We start from the raw sequence: 19,614 nt of genomic DNA, 5'->3' as shown, positions 1-19,614 counted from the left end.
GTTCGACTATGACCACCACCGCATCGCCGGAAACCGAGCATCCGCCAGGCGAGCCCACGGAAGTCGAGGCTGCTGCTGCTCGAGCCCGAAAAGAGCAGATCGGCCGATATGTCGCGATGATTCTGCTGCCCTTCCTGATGGTCGGCATGATGATCACGGGGTATCTGGCCGCGATGCACGCGCCTTCCCCGAACAACATGCCGATTGCGGTGGCCGGGCCGATCCAACAGGCCGATCAGTTTGCTGCTGCGCTCGAGGCGTCCGATCCGTCGGCCGTCGATGTGCGAGTAGTCAGTAGCGAGGACGAGGCACGTCAACTCCTCCTGGGCCGTGAGGTGTCCGGCGTCGTGTCGTTGCCCGCTACGGGCGGCGACACAGCAACGGTCTACACCGCGAGTGCGGCCGGTGCTGCTCAAGTCTCGACAGTGACCGGACTTGTCGCCCCACAGGTGCTGGAGCAGGGGCTCAACGTGACGGTCGAGGATCTGGCTCCGCTGCCTGCCCACGACACCGCTGGTCTGGCGGCGATGTTCATGGCCACAGCGCTGATGCTTGCGGGCTACATGCCGCTGAGTATCACGCTGTCCAACTCGCCGGAGCTGCTGCGATTTCGCCGAGTCGTACCACTTCTTGCCGGATGGTCTGCGCTGATCGCAGCGCTCGTGTGGTTGGTCACCGGCCCGATTCTCGGTGCAGTCGAGGGCCATACGGCGGCAGTTCTCGGAATCTCCTGGCTCGCTGTCTTTTCCGTCGGTTCCGTGCAGTTGTTCCTTACCCGGATATTCGGGCCGATGGCGGTTCTGGTCGGCATGCTGTTCATCATGGTGCTCGGCGTCCCGGCCTCGAACATGGGAATGTCGGTCTACACCCTGCCGTCGATCTACGCGACGCTGCACGGATTCCTGCCCACTGCGGCAACGGGTGAGGCGCTTCGATCAGTGCTGTACTTCGGCGGCGACGGTCTCGGCTCGCACCTGATCGTTTTGGCGCTCGGAGCAGCGCTTGCGCTTCTCGCGACCTTGGGCGTCGACGCGCTCAAGCGTCGTCGCAGTCCTGACGGTGGAGCGCCTGAGGTGTCCATGGCGTCGCTGACTGCTGGGCCACGTCCGACCAGCAACAAGGTTCGCTACGCCACGCTCGCGTTCTTCCCGTTTGCCATGGTTGTGCTGATGCTTTCGGTCATGCTCGGAGCGATGTATCAGCCGGCGCCCCGTGACATGCCGGTCGCTGTGGTTGCCGCCTCGAGCGAGCAAGCTGAGCAGGCCGTTGTGGGACTTGAACAGAACTTGGGCGGATTGTTCGATCTGCGTGCAGTCGATTCGGTGGACGAAGCCAGCGACCTCGTTCAGGACCGCACGGTTGTCGCAGCATACGTACTGCCGTCCGCCGATTCACCGACCGCGACGCTGATCACCAGCCAAGCTGCCGGCATGAGCCAGCAGCAAGCAGTGGCAGCTGTTTTCACGCAGGTTGCCCAGGGCCAGCAGGTGCCGCTGACCACGCAGGATCTTGCGCCGCTTGCCGATTCCGATTCCAGCGGCACGGTCAGTATGTACATTGCGATGGGCTGGATCATGTCCGGCTTCATGATCATCGTCGTCGCGAGCAGTGCTGCGCCCACGGTGATGAAGTTGCGGACTCTGCTCCCGGTGCTAGCCGGGTGGTCGGTCTTCATGTCCGCCGTGATCTGGACAATTGCCGGACCTGTAGTCGGAGCGATCGACGGCCACTTCTGGCAGCTCTTCGGAACCGGAATCGTCGCGATCTTCTGTACCGCGCTGTTCACGACGGTGTTCGCACGGCTACTCGGGCTCCTCGCAGTCATCCCGGCGGTCGCAATCTTGATGTTCCTCGGGGTTCCGGCGTCTGGTGGTGCGATGTCGGTCTACATGGAACCAGAGATATTCCGAGTGCTCCACGGCATCCTGCCAATGCCTGCTGCCGTGGAATCGGTACGGTCGATTCTGTACTTCGGCGCGGACACAGTCGGGTCGCATCTGATCACGTTTGTGATCTGGGGCGTTGTCTGCTTGCTGTGCGTTATGGTCATCGACAAGGTTCGTTCCGCTCGGGCCGAAGATCTGCCCCCGGAGCACGCGGATCTGCCCCATGCTCAGCTGTCTGCTGTTTAGTGACGACGTGAACGGTGTCCTCGCTCCGCAAACACACGACGTATCGGAAACGATGACAGCAGGGCGAGGACACCGAGCGAACCTACGGCCGCGACGCCCAGGAGAGCCGCGTCGCGCGCGCGGTTGTCCGGCGGCGGCGGTACGGGCAGCGCAGCCAGAGTCGAGGTGTGGTGACCGAGCGGATAGGTTTCGACATCGCTCGGCAGCGCGGTGACGGCTGCCAACGGATCGACCACCCCATGCCCGACGTAGGGGTTCCAGCCCTCGGCCGGGGCGTGCGCCGTCGACTCGATGCGCTGAACTACCTGTGCAGCAGTGAGATCCGGGTATCGAGATCGAACCAGCGCCGCGGTTGCCGCGACGTACGGCGCCGCAAAACTTGTCCCGTTGATTGCTTGAACGGAGCCGTCCGGGCCGTACGTTCCGTTGGTCAACCCAGGTTCGGTGGGATGGAGTGACACTACTGCGGTACCGGGAGCGGCCACATCGACCCAGGGACCACCGAGGCTGAACGAGCTTGCCGCCCCGTTGGGATCGACGGATCCGACGGTCAGTACGAAGTCGTCGTACCAGGCGGGGCTGGCGAGCGTGTTGACCGAATTCCACAGGTCAGCATCGGGTGTCAGCGGGCTAGGAGTGGGATTCTGGGTCTTGCAGCCGCCGGATCCGACATTTCCTGCCGCGGCCACGACAACGATGTCCTTGACGAGCGCGGCGTATTGGATTGCGGCACCGAGGCGTTGATCGTTGATACCCTCGGCTGCCGACTTGCACGCAACTTCGGAGATGTTGATGACGGTGGCTCCCATGTCGGCGGCGTGACGGACAGCCATGGCCATCGTGTCGACATTTCCGTACCCCGACGAGTTCTCGGCGATGTTCGGGTCGCCTTGGCTGCCGGCAAGGGAGTACGCCGAACTGGACTGTCGGATCGTAATGATTGTCGCGCCGGGTGCGGCGCCGGAGAAGCCTGACCCAGTCACAGGTTGAGCGCCGATCAACCCAGCGACGACGGTACCGTGGGCGTCGCAATCCTCCGTTCCGTCGGCAGCTCCCACGTAGTCGCCACCGGGTTCCAGATTGGGAAGTCGGGGATGACGGCTGACTCCGGTATCGATAACCGCGACACGCTGCCCTGCACCGGTCGTGATCGGCCAGACCGTATCGAATGCCAAGTCCAGCTGGGCAGGAGGGACATTGGCACCGTCGCCGCCCGACACTGCCGGGACGCACAGAGTGCGTTGTTGCGTGGCTTGCGGTGGCGCCGCGGGGCTGTCTTCGGGAAGCATCGACGGATCGACGGGTGGCGGCATCGCGCCGACAGCTACGCCTTGCCCCGCACATAGTGCGAGTGCGGCGATGGCGAGAAGTCTCGCAGTCCAGGATATTCCACGGTTCATGCGTGTATGTCCGACGCTCAGAGTCCGCGCATGACCGAAAATAGATCGGTCACCCAACAGATCAGAGGCACGATCAGCGCGATTGCAGCCAAGTCGACCAACTCTGCAACCCGTCGCATCACCGGGCTGAACACCCGGTTCGGTGCGAGGATGCCGAGCACGAGTGCCAGGATGAGAACGGCCATGGCGAGGGCAAATACGACGACGGCGTCGTCTTTGTGTGACCAGATCTGGGCGCCCAGAACAACTAGCACGATGGCAGCCCCACACGCGATGAGGGGAACCGCCTGGGCGGTACCGGCAAATGTGCGTCCGCGGAGCATCAGAACGCCTGCGGTGACTCCGGCAAGGGCAAGGCCGGACCAGACGATTCCGTCGTCGGTATGGACCGCGGCCACGCTCAGCGCACCGGTCATGGCCGTCACGGATGTCGCGACCACCAAACCGGTCAGGTAACTGCGGGCGCGTCCGGTTCGCTCGGTCAGTTCGTCGAAATTCGGCATGTCGGGTTCGGCGGCAAGATCACGAGCTTCGTCCAAGGGATTTGCCGGTACCGGCACTGGCGGCAACGGAAGCTTGGCAAGAATCATCGATAGCCGGGCCGAGTAGGCGAGGGTGATCAGCGCGAGTGCGATGGCGACTGCGCTGATCGTTTCCAGCGAAACGCGCGGCAGCAGCGTTGCTGCCGCAGTAGCTGCGGTTGCGGCCAACGAGATGCCGAAAAGCGCTGTGAATGTGGCTAATCCGACGCCGCAGAGGCGCAGGCATAGTAAAGCGACCGATGCGACGAGCACGGAACCCATGAGAAGGTGTGGCGCCTCTAGGTCGTCGGGCACGGCAAGGAGACCAGCCGTGAATGCAAGTGGAACGCCGGCGCAACCGAGGACCAGTGCGCTTCCACTGTCGTGGTAGACGCGGGCCGTCACGATCGACGCAATGGTCAGTAGAAGGGACGTGATGAAAGCGCAAGTGGCACCAGATATTCCGGTTGCGCCGACAATCAGCGCGGCGGAGCCGAGCAACGATGCGAGGACAGCGATCGCAGAGCCGGTGATCCGTGCGGCCAGTGGTGTCCACCGCCGGTAGGTCTGCGCGTCGGTGGCGGCGACGGTGTACATGATGTCGTCGAACAACGGCGGTGGAGCGGCAGCGTCCGCGGCTTCGAGAACGAGTAGTTCTCCGTCACGGATTCCATGCTCGTGAAGGGAGAGCGTGCCCGACAGCGGTGCGCGGCCAACCTTGGCCAGTGTCCAGTCCGTCGGTTCGAATTGTTCGGATACGGTGTCGAAATCGTTGGAGCCGCTGTGGCTTCGAATAGTGTCGACTATGCCGGGAATGACCAGTACGAGCGGAATGCGCAGCGGCACTGCGAGATCGACCTGCGAATGTGCCGACAGAACTGTCAGTCGGCACAGCTCTGCCGACGGTGCGCTACGACGATCACCTGGCGCCGCCGGCGCCGTGTCGGTTGTCGACATGCTCATGAATCAACCCCACTGTTCACTGTCGAACCCCACCCTTCGACGCGATTCCCCGTTCGCGTCCCCCTTCTTTATCGGAACCATACGACACCGGACTGGGAATTGCTGCCGCCACTGCTCCAGTGGAACGGTTGCGCTCGAAGGTCTTGTCGGCCCGATGGGTTAGTGTCTTCTCGTTGCGTGGACTTTGTGCCGTGGGGGCGGTCCGGTTGATGTCGGACACATCGCAGCGCTGTAGGGGGCGAAGTGAGTACAGTCAGATTTTTGCGTCGGGCTCGGCGTGAGGCGCCGCGGGCGCCAGGCGGCGAGGTGACGTTGCAGGCGCCGCCCGAGATCCCTCGTGCGACTCCTGGCAATCTGCTGACCAAATTGCTGCCGGTGGTGATGGTGGTGGCAATGATCGGCATGGTCGTGTTGATGTTCACGTCGGGAATGGCGCGAAATCCCATGTCCCTGTTGTTTCCGATCATGATGATGGTCTCGATGCTCGGGATGCTGGCCGGTGGGGGTCGTAGTGGTGGCGCGCGGACCGCCGAGGTCAACGAGGACCGTAAGGACTATCTTCGTTATCTCGATCAGTTGCGTCGTGATGTCGACGAGACCGGGCAGGCGCAACGTCGGGCACTCGAATGGAGTAGTCCGCAGCCGTCGTTGCTGTGGACCCTGGCGGGCACGTCACGCATGTGGGAGCGTCAGATAACGGACCCCGATTATTGTCACGTGCGTGTCGGTCTCGGCAGTCAGAGACTGGCGACTCGTCTGATCTCGCCGGAGACCGGACCGGTTGAAGACCTCGAACCGGTTGCATCCGTGTCGCTTCGACGATTTGTCCGTTCCCATTCGGTGGTCGAGGATCTTCCGACTGCGGTATCGCTGCGGGGGTTCGCCTCGATAGCGCTCGAAGGTCAGCGGGACGCGGCGCGGTCGTTGGTCAGGGCGATGTTGATGCAGTTGTGTACTTTTCACGGTCCTGACATATTGCAGATCGCTGTGGTGCGTGGCCCCGATACTCAGGTCGAATGGGAATGGGTCAAGTGGTTGCCGCACACGCAGCACCCGGAGGCATATGACGGGGCGGGCGCGGCGCGGATGGTGTACGGCTCCTATCTCGAGTTGGAAGGTGCTCTGGGTGAGCAACTTTCGATGCGAGGCCGCTTCTCGCGTAACGCGCCCGCATCGTCAGGTGTGCCGCATGTCGTCGTTGTCGTCGACGGCGGATTGCTGGAAGGCGATTCGGGTCTGTTGACGGGAGCGGGTCTGGATTCGGTGACGATCCTGGACCTGTGTGGTTTCTCGTCGTCGTTGTCGGCCAGTCGTGGTTTGCGTCTGGTGGTCGCTCCCGATCAAGTGGGCGCGGTCAGTAGTGCCGGCGTCGAGAAGTTTGCGCGCCCTGATTCCGTCTCCACGACTACCGCCCAGACCTTCGGCCGACGGATGGCGCCGTACCGTGCTGCTTCACAGAACGCTGTCGATTCGGGGGACGACGACACGGCGTCGCGCTCGTGGAGTCAGATGCTGGGCATCGGAAACGCTGCGCGGTTCAACCCGGAGCATGCGTGGTTGCCTCGCCAGGGACGTGATCGACTGCGGGTGCCGATCGGTGTCGGTGCCGACGGTCAACCTGTCGAACTCGACCTCAAGGAATCCGCTGAGAACGGAATGGGGCCGCACGGTTTATGTATCGGGGCAACAGGTTCGGGAAAATCGGAGTTTCTTCGGACGCTTGTGCTCGGTTTGATCGCGACACACTCGCCGAACGCCCTCAATCTTGTCCTCGTGGATTTCAAGGGTGGGGCAACCTTCCTCGGTCTCGAAGAGGCACCGCACGTTGCGGCCGTCATCACCAACCTTGCCGAAGAACTGGCCATGGTGGACCGAATGCGCGACGCACTTGCCGGTGAAATGAACCGTCGTCAAGAACTCCTCCGAGCGGCGGGAAACTTCGCAAATGTGTCGGACTACGAAAAAGCGCGGATGGCGGGTGCCGCACTCGACCCGCTGCCTGCCCTGTTCGTCGTAGTGGACGAGTTCTCCGAATTGCTCAGTCAACAACCGGAATTCGCTGACCTCTTCGTGGCAATAGGCCGGCTCGGCAGATCGCTGCACATCCACCTGCTGCTTGCCAGCCAACGTCTGGACGAAGGGAAATTGCGTGGGCTCGACAGTCATCTGTCGTACCGAATCGGCTTGAAGACATTCTCCGCCAACGAGTCTCGGACCGTGTTGGGGGTCCCCGACGCATACTATCTACCCGGAAATCCAGGCGCCGGATATGTGAAAGCGGATTCTGCCGAGATCGTGCGCTTTCAAGGCGCGTACGTCTCCGGACCCTACGAGGGTGCGAGGATTGCGCCGACGAGACTTGCGACGGAACAATCCGTCGGTATCGCTCCGGTGTTGTTCACCGCCGCGACGGTGATCAGTGATCACCTCCCGGAGGATGTGGTGGAGCCGGACTTCGTAGATATGGGGGAGGCAGGTGACGAATCACGAACGCTCATGGGAGTTCTCGTCGACAGGATCAAGGAGTACGGTCCGCGCGCGCACGAAGTGTGGCTTCCTCCGCTCTCCGAGTCTCCGACGCTCGATCAGCTTCTTCCGCGCGCCGTGTCGCGTGATCCGAATCTGCCCCGTGGGAATCTGAGTGCAGCGTTCGGAATTGTCGACAGGCCGTTCGACCAGCGGCGCGACCCACTTGTCGTCGACCTCAACGGGTCGACCGGAAATGTAGCGATCGTCGGCGGCCCGCAGTCGGGGAAATCGACGGCACTGCGGACCCTGATCATGGCGTTTGCTCTGACGCATACCGCGGAGCAGGTGCAGTTCTATTGCCTCGATTTCGGCGGCGGAACCTTGCTGGGACTGCGGGACCTTCCGCACGTCGGTTCGGTGGCAAATCGTCTCGACCAGGACAGGGTCCGGCGAACAGTGGCGGAGGTTTCGACGGTAGTGCAGCAACGGGAGCGACTCTTCCGTGAACTCGGTATCGACTCGATGGTCGAATTCCGGCGACTGCGCACTGCCGATCCCCGCGGAGTTGGTGTCGCCGCCGGCCTCGAACGCGACAGGTTCGGCGATGTCTTCCTGGTGATCGACGGGTGGCCAAGCGTTCGTTCCGACTTCGAATCTCTGGAAGGGCCGATCAGTATCCTTGCGGCGCAGGGATTGTCATTCGGGGTTCACGTCATGGTCACCGCGCCGAGGTGGGCAGATATTCGGCCGGCATTGAAGGATCAGCTCGGCACGCGGATTGAACTTCGCCTGGGTGACCCAGGAGACTCCGACGCGGGGCGCCAGAAAGCGAATCTGGTTCCGGAACGTCATGCGGGGCGCGGTATCACTCGTGAAGGCCTGCACTTGTTGACCGGGCTTCCGCGTATGGATGGTATCTCCAGCAGCGTAGAACTGAGCGCCGCGGTATCTGATTCGGTGATGCGCATCGCGGCTATGTCGACGTCTCGCCCCGCTCCACCAGTTCGGATGCTCCCTGAATCATATACGCGTGCAGAGCTTCTCGCGTCCGTCGGAGACAGGTGGCCGCAGGCAAGCGCGGGTGACGGTCGGTGTCTGCGGGTACCTGTCGGGCTGGGTGAAACCGACCTCGAACCTGTCTACATGGACTTCGCGGAGCATCCGCACCTCCTGATATTCGGCGATACCGCCTGCGGGAAAACGTCGCTGCTCCGCGGCATAGCCGAAGGGATCATGGCGTCGAACACACCGGCGCAGGCGAAATTGATCATCGGTGACTATCGCCATTCGATGTTGGGTGTGGTCGACGGCAATCACCTCGGTGGATACTCGGCCTCAGCGGCGACATTCGGTGAACTGATGGCGGACCTTGCTCGGATCGTCGGCGGAAGAATGCCGAATTCGGATACGACGCAACAACAACTGCGAGAACGCTCGTGGTGGTCGGGACCGGAAATCTACGTGATCATCGACGACTACGACCTGGTGGCAACATCCACCGGCAACCCGGTGGCGGCATTGCTCGAGTTCATTCCCCACTCGAAGGACGTGGGGCTGCATCTGGTGATCGCCCGACGATCCGGCGGGGCAGGGCGCGCACTGTTCGAACCGGTGATTGCCCGGATCCGCGACATGGCACCTGCCGGCGTCGTGATGAGTGGCAGCCGCGACGAGGGGAATCTGGTTGGCGCCGTGCGTGGTTCCGAGATGCCGCAGGGGCGGGGTACGTACGTGTCTCGGTCGCAGACCCAGCTGGTGCAGCTACCGTGGATGCCACCGCTGTGACATCGGGTCACACGTTGTCGGTGTCTGTTCATATAGGTTCGTCCAACGCGTGGTCGGCAACCGGGCAACGCGAATTCTGTTGCAGAGTCGACACCGAGCAGCATTCGTCGCCGGCCGCCGCGTTGCCTGCAGTCAATCCGCTCGATTTCATCGACGACAACTACATGGAGATCGGTGGACGAATCGCGCCTACCGATCTCGAACTGGTGCACTTGATTTTGCACACCGTGCAAGGTTGCGGTCTGGCAGATGCGGATGTGCTGTACCTGAGCTATCCGACCGAGTGGGGAAATACCCGAAAGGGACGGTTGCTCGACGCTGCGCGCCAGGTCGGGTACGACGTTGTCCTGGTCCCGACCGCGATTGCGATTGCGCGCGCCACCCGGGGGAGCTGGCGAGCGAGGTGCATCGTGGTGGAGATCCGCGGTGGTGACGTTGTCGTTTCGTGTGTGCGCGATTTCGACGGAGACGTCACGCTCATGAACACCCAGCGCAGAGCACTGTCGGAATTGCCGCAACTATTCGGTGAATTCGAGGAACTGACAGTTCGGGACTCCGTAGTAGTTGTCGGGCGACATTCGCATTCGATTGCGTCGTCCTTGGAGCGTGGGTCGCGAAGCATTCACGGCTATGCGAGCGTGCGCGTTCTCGACGAGAGTCGGATCGTGCGAGCGATCGTTGATCCGCGGGTGCGTCTGGAGTCGGTCACAGCAGAAAATTCGGCGGGTCGGGCTGTGGACAACTCGGCATTCGGAGATCGGTGGGTGCCGCCGTCAAGGCTGGTCACGCCAGCCGATTCGGGTGTCCGCCAGCGCCGATGGTTGCCGGCGCTTGCAGTGTCAGTCGTTGTTGTCGGACTGCTCGGGGTGGGCGTGGCGGTCGCGACCGGGCGAGCCGGCGTCGAAGGCACTGCGGTCGAAGGTACTGCGGTCGAAGCCCGAACTACTGACGGTGAGTCTGCCGATGTGGTGCCGCCGACCGCACAACCGACCACACTGGGGAGTGCCCAGCCGAGCACGCTGGTGCCTTCCACTACGTCGGCCGTGGCGACGACAACAATCCCGCTCGCCGGTGGCAACGTGAGCGTTGTCGTGCCGGCGGGGTGGGCGCCCGATCGCGGCGGATCGGCCGCAGGACGGATGGACTTGATTCCGGCGTCTGGGAATGATCGCAAAATCGTCATCGTCGAGAAGGAGCTCCGTGCAGGCGTCGAGTTCGACGCGGTCGAGATCGATCTGCGTGAGCAGCTTTCGGCGATAGAGGATCCACTCCGCTTCGGAAACCTCGAGTCCACTGTTGCCGTGGACGGACGAAAGGTTCTGTTGTACAGGGAATTTCCGGATGGATATTCCGAAGTTCGGTGGCAGGTATTTGTCGAACGTGGCAGGCAGGTGAGTATCGGGTGCCAGTACCTCGTCGGTGAATGGGACGCGTTCGAGCCGGAGTGCGTTCAGATCGTCGAATCACTGTTGTTCGTGAATTGACCGCGCGAAATTTCTTTTCGAACCGCCGGAACCGTCGGCGAGTGCGCGGCGTCCAAGTATGTGTAGCGCACATCAGGTACTTGTTGCCGGTGAAGGTCCGCCGGATGTGAGCCACCGCCGACACCGCGCATGCACATCACAACCAGGGGGAAACATGGGCTTTACCGCAACTACCGCTGAATTGATCAGTTCGGCGAATGTCATCAACGGCCATTTGGGCGACATCAGAGGACTGGTGAATGCTGTTCGATCCGAGGCGGAGGCGTCGAGCGGTTCGTGGAAGGGCAGTGCGCACACCGAATATGCCGACATCATGGTGCGCTACAACAACGCTGCCATGAAGCTCGATACGGCGCTGGGCGATATCTGTGAGCAGATCAAGCAGTCGGCCGGAACGTTCGACAGCGCAGAATCCGACAACGTGAGTTCGTTGCGCGGCGCGACCGTCAACATGTCCTGAGTGCTCTGAATCAGGCTCCGCGCAAGAACATTCGGTGAGTCGACTGAGATCGTCCCGGATGCGACAGACATACAGAGATCAGATTCGATACGGACATAAAGTGGAACGGGAGTGGTTATGAGCGAGAACATGATCAGGTACGACTTCGGCGGACTTGCCATGTTGTCTGACGAAATGAAGCGTCAGGCGCAGGCGATCAACGACAAGCAGGGCGAGATCAAGGTTGTTGTCGACAACCTGCAGGCGGGATGGGAAGGTGCGGGTTCTGAAGCCTGGAACGACGCTCAGCGTCGGTGGGGGCAGGCGTCGGAAGAGCTGAACATCGTGCTGGCTCAGATCGCCAACGCAACCGCGAGTGGTTCCGATTCGATGCGCGACGCCGATCGCGCCGCCGCGAACGGCTTCGGGCGCTGACTTCACGTCGCATGTGGCTTTCCGTTTTCTACCCCGACGAGCATCGGTCGTCGGGGTAGAAAGCTCTTGTATGAATGCTGCCAACGGTAGTCCGGACTCTCTTTGACCGGAGACGGTTGATACCGGTATCGTCTATCGGTGGCGTGCCGTAGGCCTCCGCATGTTGATGTCCGGATGTTTGATCGTGTGTTCGACTGCACGTTCGATTCCCGGAACTCGATGCGCAGGGTCCAGCGGTTCTCGGGTCTCAACTGGCCGCCGAGAATTGTCTATGCGATACGCACATGGTCAGCAGTGGAATGAATTAAGACGAGGAAGTTCTGTGTCTACGTACACCCCGAAGGCCGGAGATGTGACCCACACGTGGCACGTCATCGACGCCACCGACGTGGTGCTGGGCCGTCTTGCCGTTCAGGCAGCGACCCTGCTGCGCGGTAAGCACAAGCCCACCTACGCTCCGCACATCGATGGTGGCGACTTCGTCGTCGTCATCAACGCCGAGAAGGTTGCCATCAGCGGCAACAAGCTCGTTGGCAAGAAGGTCTACCACCACTCCGGATTCCCGGGTGGCCTGAAGTCCCGCACCGTCGGAGAGGTCCTCGACCGGACCCCCGATCGCCTCGTGGAGAAGGCCATCGTCGGCATGCTCCCGAAGACCAAGCTTGGTCGCGCGATGAGCAGCAAGCTCAAGGTCTACGCGGGCCCGAATCACCCCCACACCGCGCAGCAGCCGGTGCCGTTCGAGATCAAGCAGGTCGCACAGTGACATCGCCGGAAGAGCAGAACGTGACCGAAGAAAACATCGAGGCAGTGGAAGAATTCGCCGCCGAAGCAGTCGAGGTCGTCGAAGAGGTTGCAGCGGCTACGCTGGCACCGATCGTCATCGATCGCCCGATCCAGACCGTTGGTCGTCGTAAGGAAGCGGTCGTCCGCGTCCGCATGATCCCCGGCACCGGCCAGTTCAAGCTCAACGGCCGCACCATCGAGGATTACTTCCCGAACAAGGTGCACCAGCAGCTGATCAAGGCTCCGCTGGTTACGGTTGAGCGTCCCGAGTCTTTCGACATCGTTGCACTGCTGCACGGTGGCGGACCGTCCGGTCAGGCAGGCGCGTTGCGTCTGGCTATCGCTCGTGCGCTCATCGAGGTCACCCCCGATGATCGTCCGGCACTCAAGAAGGCCGGCTTCCTGACCCGTGACGCTCGCGCAGTCGAGCGTAAGAAGTACGGACTGAAGAAGGCTCGTAAGGCATCGCAGTACTCGAAGCGTTGATGCTTCGCCGAGGTTGACCGGCTGGTCTGCTTCGGCACCTGTTCGACTCGAGAGCAGGCGTCCATCGTTACCGGACGCCTGCTCTTGTGTTTTTCGGGAAAGATATTTCACAGAACTCGCACAAGATATTCAGGGAGTTGTTCGATGGGGCGGTTGTTCGGAACTGACGGTGTGCGCGGCTTGGCCAATGGTGATCTGACGGCGGATCTTGCGCTGCGATTGTCGATAGCGGCTGCGCATGTTCTGGCAGCTGAATCAACCAGTGGTGGCACCCGCCGCCCGACCGCGGTCGTCGGACGCGATCCTCGTGCGAGCGGTGAAATGCTCCAGGCAGCTGTCACGGCGGGGCTGACTTCGGCCGGTATCGACGTCTTGGATGTCGGCGTTCTGCCGACACCAGCGGTTGCCTATCTGACTGGTTTGTTCGATGCGAGTCTCGGCGTGATGATCTCCGCCTCTCACAATCCGATGCCGGACAACGGCATCAAGATCTTTGCCGCGGGTGGACACAAACTCGACGACGATGTCGAGGCCGCAATCGAGGCCGCCATCGACGGTGGTGTGGCGCCGAAGTTGCCGACCGGCGCGGGTATCGGGCGAGTACGCCCGGTCGGTGATGCCGCTGCGCTCTACTTGCAGCATCTCGGCACCGCTCTGACGCAGCCGCTCGACGGCCTGACCGTTGTTGTGGACTGCGCAAACGGGGCAGCCTCCGAGGTCGGCCCGGCGGCCTATCGGGCTGCGGGTGCGACGGTGATCGCGATCAGCGCCGAACCGGACGGCCTCAACATCAACGACGGTTGTGGATCCACTCACCTGGAGAATCTGCAGAAAGCAGTGGTCGAGCACGGCGCCGATCTTGGTCTCGCCCACGACGGTGACGCCGACCGTTGCCTCGCCGTCGACGAGACCGGGGCAGTGATCGACGGCGACGTGATCATGGCGGTGCTGGCGGTGGCGATGCACGAATCCGGAGAATTGGTCGACAACACACTCGTGGCGACCGTCATGAGCAACCTGGGTTTGCACCTTGCGATGCGGGCAGCGGGTATCGACGTGGTCACAGCGGCGGTCGGTGACCGCTATGTGTTGGAAGAACTTCGTACCGGCGGATACAGCTTGGGCGGCGAACAGTCCGGACACGTGGTGTTCCCCGGATTCGGAACAACCGGAGACGGCGTGCTCACCGGACTTCGATTGCTGGCCAGGATGGCGCAGACGGGTAAGTCGTCCTCGCAGCTCGCCGCAACGATGACGTCGCTTCCGCAGGTCTTGGTGAATGTGAGGGTGGAAGACAAAGCAGCAGTTGCCGCAGCGACCTCGGTAATGGCAGCGGTCGCCGATGCCGAGCGTGTGCTCGGTGACGCCGGCCGTGTTCTGCTTCGACCTTCCGGTACCGAACAATTGGTGCGAGTCATGGTCGAAGCTGCGGATCTTGGTGTGGCACGCAAGCTTGCCGACGAGCTGGCAGAAACCGTCGCAGCGGTGTAACCGCATGTAGCGTGATCGTCCTGTGGGGAACTGAATTCTCGTGGGAACGACCCACGGGGTTCGTGCGTCCAAGTAGTCATGGACCGCCGGATCTTTCGTGCGGCCGGGCGAAACGGAGTTCCGCATGGATATCGACCACACTGCTACCGATGAGCTCGAGCGTCGGACAACGGCGCTTGCGCAACAGATGGGTGTCACTGCACGAACGTTGGAATTTGCCGAGTTCTCGGGCGAGTGTGCAGGCCGGGATTACGTCGAGTGTGGCAACACGCTAGCTGCTGCGCTGGGTGGGTTCCGGTTACGGATGGTGGAACGTGCCCAGTTCGTCGAGGCTCTCGGCGCGCGTATCGGCAGTTCGACCCGAGCAATTGCGGATGTCGATCTGGGGTTGGCGGATCAATTACGAATGCACAGCCGCGAGTATCCGAAGTCAGGTTTCTGATGTCGAGTCGCGACGCGGTTACGTCGAGCTCTGCTGCCGATGCTGCGGAATTGATTATTGCGCAACGCAATTCGCTGTCTATTCCGGACGATATTCTCGACGCCGGTAGTGTCGGATTGGATTTCTTCGAGCGTTTTCACGACGCGGCCAGTCGTCTCGGTATCGAAATGCGACCGCTGGGTAGCTACGACGAGATGTATCGTGCCGAATCGGGAATCGATCTGCAGGCTCTGCACGCTGACGTGTCGACGATGTCCCTTGCGGCGGAAGCGTCGTCGCGCGATTCGCAGGACTTCGCGGTCCTGTCCGAGTCGCTCGCGGAGATCTGGAATGTCGAGGCTGTGGACGACGTTGCCGGACGAGTGCGCGACGAGCAGCGAAGAGCGGAAGTCGATGTCGAAGCCATGCCGTTGCTGATTTCCGTCGCCGACGAGCTGGCAGGAATCGTTCGAACTGCTGTGGTGGACAAGGCTTTCAAGGTTGCGTCGCTGAATCGAGAAACGATCGGCGGTATCGATGCGCAGCGCATCGATCAGCTGGTGGACGTGAGCACGCAGCAAGGGGGCGTCGACGCAGTTGCCAAGGCTGCCACGTGGTTTGCGCCGTTGTCGGATGAGCAATTCAGAGCAGTACGATATGCCGCGCCGGTCGATCAGATCGAAACTTGTAGAGCAGCAGCAGATCTCGTCAGACCTTGGATCGATCAGATCTTCAGGCCTGTGTACGTGGATACCCGCGACGAGTTCGACCGCGCCTGCGAGCAGGCCCGGGTGGCTCTGACCGACGCTTTCGGGGTTGCCGCTGGTATCGTCTCCGAACTGTTTCCGGTCGAGAGTGAATCTACCGAAACGCGGCATTCTTCAGTTCCGGCCGACGCAGCGCAGACATCCGTGCCGCAAGCAGCCGAACCGTCGGGGGGCAGGGTTGCACCTGCACTCGAGTTGGCGGTCGGTGCAAATACCTGGGGGTTCTCGCTCGCGCCGGACGGACGTGGGGTCAGTCTTGAAGTTCGTGACCTGTCAGGGGAGTCCGTCACTGTCACTGTGGAATTGGACGAGCACGGCTGGCCGAGAATCGCGGTGGAGACGGATGCCGCTCCCGTAATGTCCGAGGCGCCGGAGCCCGCGCCGCAGCCGTACCAACCCCCGAATCCAACTCCAGTAGACACTGCGCCGTCAGAAGACCCTGCACCGCCAGAACACCGTGAGTCGCTGAACGAACCGATTGTGACCGGAGCCGAATTAGCCGGGGCGGGGCCGATATGAGTTTGTCGCCGTTCGACGCCATCAATGCGGCCATGGATTCGCAACTCGCCGAATTTCGCATGCGACGATCTGCTGCCGAACGTGACCACCAACAGCGGTGTGCACAATTCGGCGAATTGTCTACCGGTGTGAAGGAGTTCGGGCGTTTACCCTTCGAACAGGGCGCGTTTCTGCGATCAGCGTCCGCGTCGATGCCCGGCGACACTGCGATGCCTGGCGACACTGCGAAGTCCGGCCAGCCGGTACGAGATTCGAGTGCTGGTTACCGGGAAACTGCCTGGCTCCGGCGAGCGTCGGACTGAGAGTGGGTGTCGGACTGAGTATCCGCGTCGAACATGGGCGAGGTGTGCGGGAATTCGGTGTCCTGATCGGCAAATACTTCGTAGCGCTTGTCGCCGGTCAGGTGGAATAGAAGGAATCCCGTCAGCAGGCAACGCGTCGTGGCCTGTGTTTTGCGTTCGGAGCCGCCGAGGCCCAATGCTCCCAGAAGGCGACGCCCTTCGATGAGACCAGCATCCTGGGCGTCGTCGACGGTTCGCCCGATTACGGGTCCGCCCCATTCGCGGGTGAGCGGGCGGGCGTTGCTGGTGAGTGAGTCGACGTCGTCCTCGCCGGCGAGGATCAGCCCGGGGGCTGTGATCTTGGACGCGTAGTTCTCGGCTTTGGGGGCGGTGGGTGCGGGGAAGAGCGCGGCGACGGCGGCGACGTTTCCACGTTGTGCGGCTGCGAGGACCGCGGCACCGGCACCCATCCCGTGTCCGGCAAATGCGACGTGGTCAGGATGAACGCTGATCTGCCCGGGACCGAGTCGGACGCCGACGCAGATGTCGAGGGTCGAGCGCAGGTCTGCGGCCAATCCGAGGTGCGAGGGGACGGGGCCACGCTCACTTTCGGGTGCTGCGGCGACAATTCCCCAGGAAGCGAGATGCTGAAGTGTTTGTTCGTATTTGTGCGCACCGACCATCCAGCCGTGCCCGAAGGCGACGGCGGGGAGATTGAAGCCCGTTTCCGGGGTGTAGACGACTCCTGGTTGACCGGCCAGAGCGAGGTTGCCGCGCAGAACGCGGTGCGGTCCCCGCTTGGACAGCTCACGGGTCAGTGCCTTCAGTTTCGGTGCCACGGATCAAGACGTTATCCGATGTGGCCGTCGGCGTGCCCTGGCAACCGCAGAATGCGCGTGCCACGGGTGTCCAAGTACCCTGATTCACCATGTGCGGAATCGTGGGATACGTCGGCCACCGCCCAGCTCTGGGTGTCGTGGTGGAGGCTTTGCGGCGAATGGAGTATCGCGGCTACGACTCCTCGGGAATCGCGATTCTCGACGGAGTGGGTGGCGTTGAGATCGAGCGTAAGGCCGGGAAGCTGGCCAACCTCGAAGCTGAGTTGGAAGAGATCGGTGCGGACAGCTTTGTCGGCTCAACGGGCATGGGTCATACCCGGTGGGCTACACATGGTCGACCGACCGATCGGAATGCCCACCCGCATCGCGACGCGAGTGGGAAGCTTGCGGTGGTCCACAACGGCATCATCGAGAACTTCGCTCCGCTGCGTGCTGAGCTCGAGGCTGCCGGCATCGAACTGCTCAGTGACACCGATACCGAGGTAACGGTCCATCTGGTGGCGCGTGCGTACGCGGAGGGCCCGACTGCGGGTGATTTCGTCGAGAGCGCGTTGTCGGTTGTCCGTCGTCTCGAAGGCGCGTTCACGTTGCTGTTCACGCACGCCGATCATGCGGACACGATTGTCGCTGCGCGTCGTTCGACGCCGTTGGTGGTGGGTGTCGGTGAGGGCGAGATGTTCCTCGGTTCCGATGTGGCGGCGTTCATCGAGCACACACGCGACGCGGTGGAACTCGGTCAGGATCAGGCGGTGGTGATCACCGCGAACAGCTACCGGATCTCCGATTTCTCCGGCAACGAAGCGCAGGGGCGCCCGTTCCAAATCGACTGGGATCTTGCGGCTGCCGAAAAGGGCGGTCACGACTACTTCATGCTCAAGGAGATCGAGGAGCAGCCGACCGCAGTTGCGGATACGCTTCTCGGGCACTTCGAGAACGGCAAGATCGTTCTCGACGAGCAGCGGTTGTCCGACCAGGAACTGCGCGACGTCGACAAGGTTTTTGTCGTGGCCTGTGGCAGCGCGTATCACTCCGGTTTGTTGGCGAAGTATGCGATCGAACATTGGACTCGGCTTCCGGTCGAGGTGGAGCTGGCGAGCGAATTCCGTTACCGGGATCCGGTTCTGGACCGTTCGACGCTGGTTGTTGCCATCTCGCAGTCCGGCGAGACCGCCGATACGCTCGAAGCCGTCAAGCATGCCAAGGATCAGAAGGCTCGGGTTCTCGCGATCTGCAACACCAACGGCGCGCAGATCCCCCGTGAGGCGGACGCTGTTCTCTACACGCGGGCGGGACCGGAAATCGCCGTCGCGTCCACCAAGGCATTCCTGGCGCAGGTGACGGCAAATTACCTTGTCGGGTTGGCCCTGGCGCAGGCGCGCGGCACCAAGTACCCGGACGAGGTTGCCCGTGAGTACGCGGACCTCGAGGCGATGCCGGCTCTGGTGAGCAAGGTCATCGAGAACGCGGAACCGATCCGTGAGCTGGCTCGCACGTTTGCGCATGCCTCCACGGTTCTGTTCCTGGGGCGTCACGTTGGGTACCCGGTTGCGCTCGAGGGTGCGCTCAAGCTCAAGGAGCTTGCGTACATGCATGCCGAGGGCTTTGCGGCGGGCGAGCTCAAGCACGGGCCGATCGCGTTGATCGAGGAGGGCCTGCCGGTCATCATCGTCATGCCGTCGCCGAAGGGCCGTGCGGTGTTGCACTCGAAGTTGGTGTCCAACATTCAGGAGATCAAGGCGCGTGGTGCAACGACGATCGTGATCGCCGAGGAAGGTGACGACGCAGTACGTGCGCACGCCGATCACCTGATCGAGATCCCGGCGTCGCCGACCCTCTTGCAGCCGTTGCTGTCCACGGTACCGCTGCAGATCTTTGCCGCGGAGGTGGCTGCGGCACGTGGCTACGACGTCGACAAGCCGCGTAACCTGGCGAAATCGGTTACCGTCGAATAGCTTTCGGTGAAATCAGTGAGGCCCGCAACCTTCCGGTTGCGGGCCTCACTGCTGCCGAAAAGTTATTGAACGATCACAGTGCCTCGCATGTCGGGGTGCGGTGTGCAGGTGTAGTCGTAGGTTCCGGGTTCGTCGAAGGTGGCCGTGTAGGTGCCCGACTTCTTGAGCGGGCTACGGAGCAGGCTTCGGGCACTGCCGATGCCTTTGACGTCGTGGGCCATGCCCCCGTCGTCGAACACCCAGGTGACCGTGTCACCCACGTTCACGGTGATGGATGCGGGGGAGTAGGCCATCCCGGTGACGGTGACGACGGGGCCACTCAGCGTGGTTTCGGGCGCACTAGGGGTGGAATCCGTGCTGGAACTGCACCCGACGAGGCCGGCGGTGAGAACGAGGCCCGCGAACATCGGGACGAGACGTGATTTCATGGTTCCGAGGGTAGCG

The 19,614-nt window shown here is 62.3% G+C and carries 16 protein-coding genes; 12 read left to right on the top strand and 4 right to left on the bottom strand.

Annotation, left to right across the window (positions count from 1 at the left end):
• The first annotated feature begins 8 nt into the window (after positions 1–8).
• A complete protein-coding gene (locus KYT97_RS09120; RefSeq protein ID WP_219112138.1) occupies positions 9–2,132 on the top strand; it encodes an ABC transporter permease in 2,124 nt (707 codons plus the stop codon).
• On the opposite strand, the gene mycP is transcribed toward KYT97_RS09120, so the two are convergent.
• Both mycP and eccD read right to left on the bottom strand, forming a co-directional pair.
• Positions 2,129–3,532 carry a type VII secretion-associated serine protease mycosin gene (gene mycP, locus KYT97_RS09115; RefSeq protein ID WP_219112137.1) on the bottom strand — a complete coding sequence of 468 codons (1,404 nt, stop codon included), beginning with the start codon at positions 3,530–3,532 and terminating at the stop codon, positions 2,129–2,131. The genes KYT97_RS09120 and mycP overlap by 4 nt on opposite strands.
• A gap of 17 nt (positions 3,533–3,549) precedes the next feature.
• On the bottom strand, positions 3,550–5,016 hold the full coding sequence (eccD, locus tag KYT97_RS09110; protein WP_245006059.1) for a type VII secretion integral membrane protein EccD: 1,467 nt from the start codon (positions 5,014–5,016) through the stop codon (positions 3,550–3,552).
• A gap of 243 nt (positions 5,017–5,259) precedes the next feature.
• Between eccD and eccCa the strand changes: the two genes are divergently transcribed.
• From eccCa to KYT97_RS09060, 10 genes are all read left to right on the top strand, one after another.
• The gene (gene eccCa / locus KYT97_RS09105; protein ID WP_219112136.1) at positions 5,260–9,270 is read left to right on the top strand and encodes a type VII secretion protein EccCa; all 4,011 of its coding nucleotides are present in this window, start codon (positions 5,260–5,262) and stop codon (positions 9,268–9,270) included.
• Positions 9,252–10,754, top strand: a complete 1,503-nt coding sequence (locus KYT97_RS09100) for a type VII secretion-associated protein (RefSeq protein ID WP_219112135.1) — start codon at positions 9,252–9,254, stop codon at positions 10,752–10,754. Before eccCa ends, KYT97_RS09100 begins: the two co-directional genes overlap by 19 nt.
• Before the next feature lie 154 nt (positions 10,755–10,908).
• A complete protein-coding gene (locus tag KYT97_RS09095) occupies positions 10,909–11,214 on the top strand; it encodes a WXG100 family type VII secretion target (protein ID WP_033231349.1) in 306 nt (101 codons plus the stop codon).
• 117 nt (positions 11,215–11,331) lie between these two features.
• Entirely contained in the window at positions 11,332–11,628 is a 297-nt protein-coding gene (locus KYT97_RS09090; RefSeq protein WP_033231348.1) for a WXG100 family type VII secretion target, read from the top strand.
• Between the two features lie 322 nt (positions 11,629–11,950).
• Complete coding sequence (gene rplM / locus KYT97_RS09085) at positions 11,951–12,394, top strand: 50S ribosomal protein L13 (protein WP_033231347.1); 444 nt, start codon at positions 11,951–11,953, stop codon at positions 12,392–12,394.
• Complete coding sequence (rpsI, locus tag KYT97_RS09080) at positions 12,391–12,900, top strand: 30S ribosomal protein S9 (RefSeq protein WP_033231346.1); 510 nt, start codon at positions 12,391–12,393, stop codon at positions 12,898–12,900. Before rplM ends, rpsI begins: the two co-directional genes overlap by 4 nt.
• 144 nt (positions 12,901–13,044) lie before the next feature.
• Complete coding sequence (gene glmM, locus KYT97_RS09075) at positions 13,045–14,391, top strand: phosphoglucosamine mutase (RefSeq protein ID WP_141484674.1); 1,347 nt, start codon at positions 13,045–13,047, stop codon at positions 14,389–14,391.
• A 124-nt stretch (positions 14,392–14,515) separates the two neighbouring features.
• Positions 14,516–14,833, top strand: a complete 318-nt coding sequence (locus KYT97_RS09070) for a hypothetical protein (RefSeq protein ID WP_219112134.1) — start codon at positions 14,516–14,518, stop codon at positions 14,831–14,833.
• The gene (locus KYT97_RS09065; RefSeq protein ID WP_219112133.1) at positions 14,833–16,098 is read left to right on the top strand and encodes a hypothetical protein; all 1,266 of its coding nucleotides are present in this window, start codon (positions 14,833–14,835) and stop codon (positions 16,096–16,098) included. The genes KYT97_RS09070 and KYT97_RS09065 overlap by 1 nt, the downstream gene beginning before the upstream one ends.
• Positions 16,095–16,400, top strand: coding sequence for a hypothetical protein (locus KYT97_RS09060; protein ID WP_219112132.1), 306 nt, complete (start codon positions 16,095–16,097; stop codon positions 16,398–16,400). Before KYT97_RS09065 ends, KYT97_RS09060 begins: the two co-directional genes overlap by 4 nt.
• Here the strand turns inward: KYT97_RS09060 and KYT97_RS09055 are convergent.
• Positions 16,361–17,218: a poly(ethylene terephthalate) hydrolase family protein gene (locus KYT97_RS09055; RefSeq protein WP_219112131.1), complete on the bottom strand. Its 858-nt coding sequence runs from the start codon at positions 17,216–17,218 to the stop codon at positions 16,361–16,363. The genes KYT97_RS09060 and KYT97_RS09055 overlap by 40 nt on opposite strands.
• Before the next feature lie 89 nt (positions 17,219–17,307).
• Between KYT97_RS09055 and glmS the strand changes: the two genes are divergently transcribed.
• Complete coding sequence (glmS, locus tag KYT97_RS09050) at positions 17,308–19,170, top strand: glutamine--fructose-6-phosphate transaminase (isomerizing) (protein WP_033231343.1); 1,863 nt, start codon at positions 17,308–17,310, stop codon at positions 19,168–19,170.
• A 62-nt stretch (positions 19,171–19,232) separates the two neighbouring features.
• Here the strand turns inward: glmS and KYT97_RS09045 are convergent, their stop codons facing one another.
• A complete protein-coding gene (locus tag KYT97_RS09045; protein WP_033231342.1) occupies positions 19,233–19,598 on the bottom strand; it encodes a plastocyanin/azurin family copper-binding protein in 366 nt (121 codons plus the stop codon).
• Between the last annotated feature and the right edge of the window lie 16 nt (positions 19,599–19,614).

Origin of the sequence: Rhodococcus globerulus, from assembly GCF_019334125.1 — a bacterium.
Lineage (GTDB): Bacteria > Actinomycetota > Actinomycetes > Mycobacteriales > Mycobacteriaceae > Rhodococcus_F > Rhodococcus_F globerula.
This window is presented reverse-complemented; position numbering and strand designations above follow the sequence as displayed.

Coding starts and splice junctions, on each gene's coding strand:
- KYT97_RS09120 (WP_219112138.1), top strand. CDS start 9: ATGACCACCACCGCATCGCCGGAAACCGAGCATCCGCCAGGCGAGCCC.
- mycP (WP_219112137.1), bottom strand. CDS start 3,532: ATGAACCGTGGAATATCCTGGACTGCGAGACTTCTCGCCATCGCCGCA.
- eccD (WP_245006059.1), bottom strand. CDS start 5,016: ATGAGCATGTCGACAACCGACACGGCGCCGGCGGCGCCAGGTGATCGT.
- KYT97_RS09095 (WP_033231349.1), top strand. CDS start 10,909: ATGGGCTTTACCGCAACTACCGCTGAATTGATCAGTTCGGCGAATGTC.
- KYT97_RS09090 (WP_033231348.1), top strand. CDS start 11,332: ATGAGCGAGAACATGATCAGGTACGACTTCGGCGGACTTGCCATGTTG.
- glmM (WP_141484674.1), top strand. CDS start 13,045: ATGGGGCGGTTGTTCGGAACTGACGGTGTGCGCGGCTTGGCCAATGGT.
- KYT97_RS09070 (WP_219112134.1), top strand. CDS start 14,516: ATGGATATCGACCACACTGCTACCGATGAGCTCGAGCGTCGGACAACG.
- KYT97_RS09065 (WP_219112133.1), top strand. CDS start 14,833: ATGTCGAGTCGCGACGCGGTTACGTCGAGCTCTGCTGCCGATGCTGCG.
- KYT97_RS09060 (WP_219112132.1), top strand. CDS start 16,095: ATGAGTTTGTCGCCGTTCGACGCCATCAATGCGGCCATGGATTCGCAA.
- glmS (WP_033231343.1), top strand. CDS start 17,308: ATGTGCGGAATCGTGGGATACGTCGGCCACCGCCCAGCTCTGGGTGTC.
- KYT97_RS09045 (WP_033231342.1), bottom strand. CDS start 19,598: ATGAAATCACGTCTCGTCCCGATGTTCGCGGGCCTCGTTCTCACCGCC.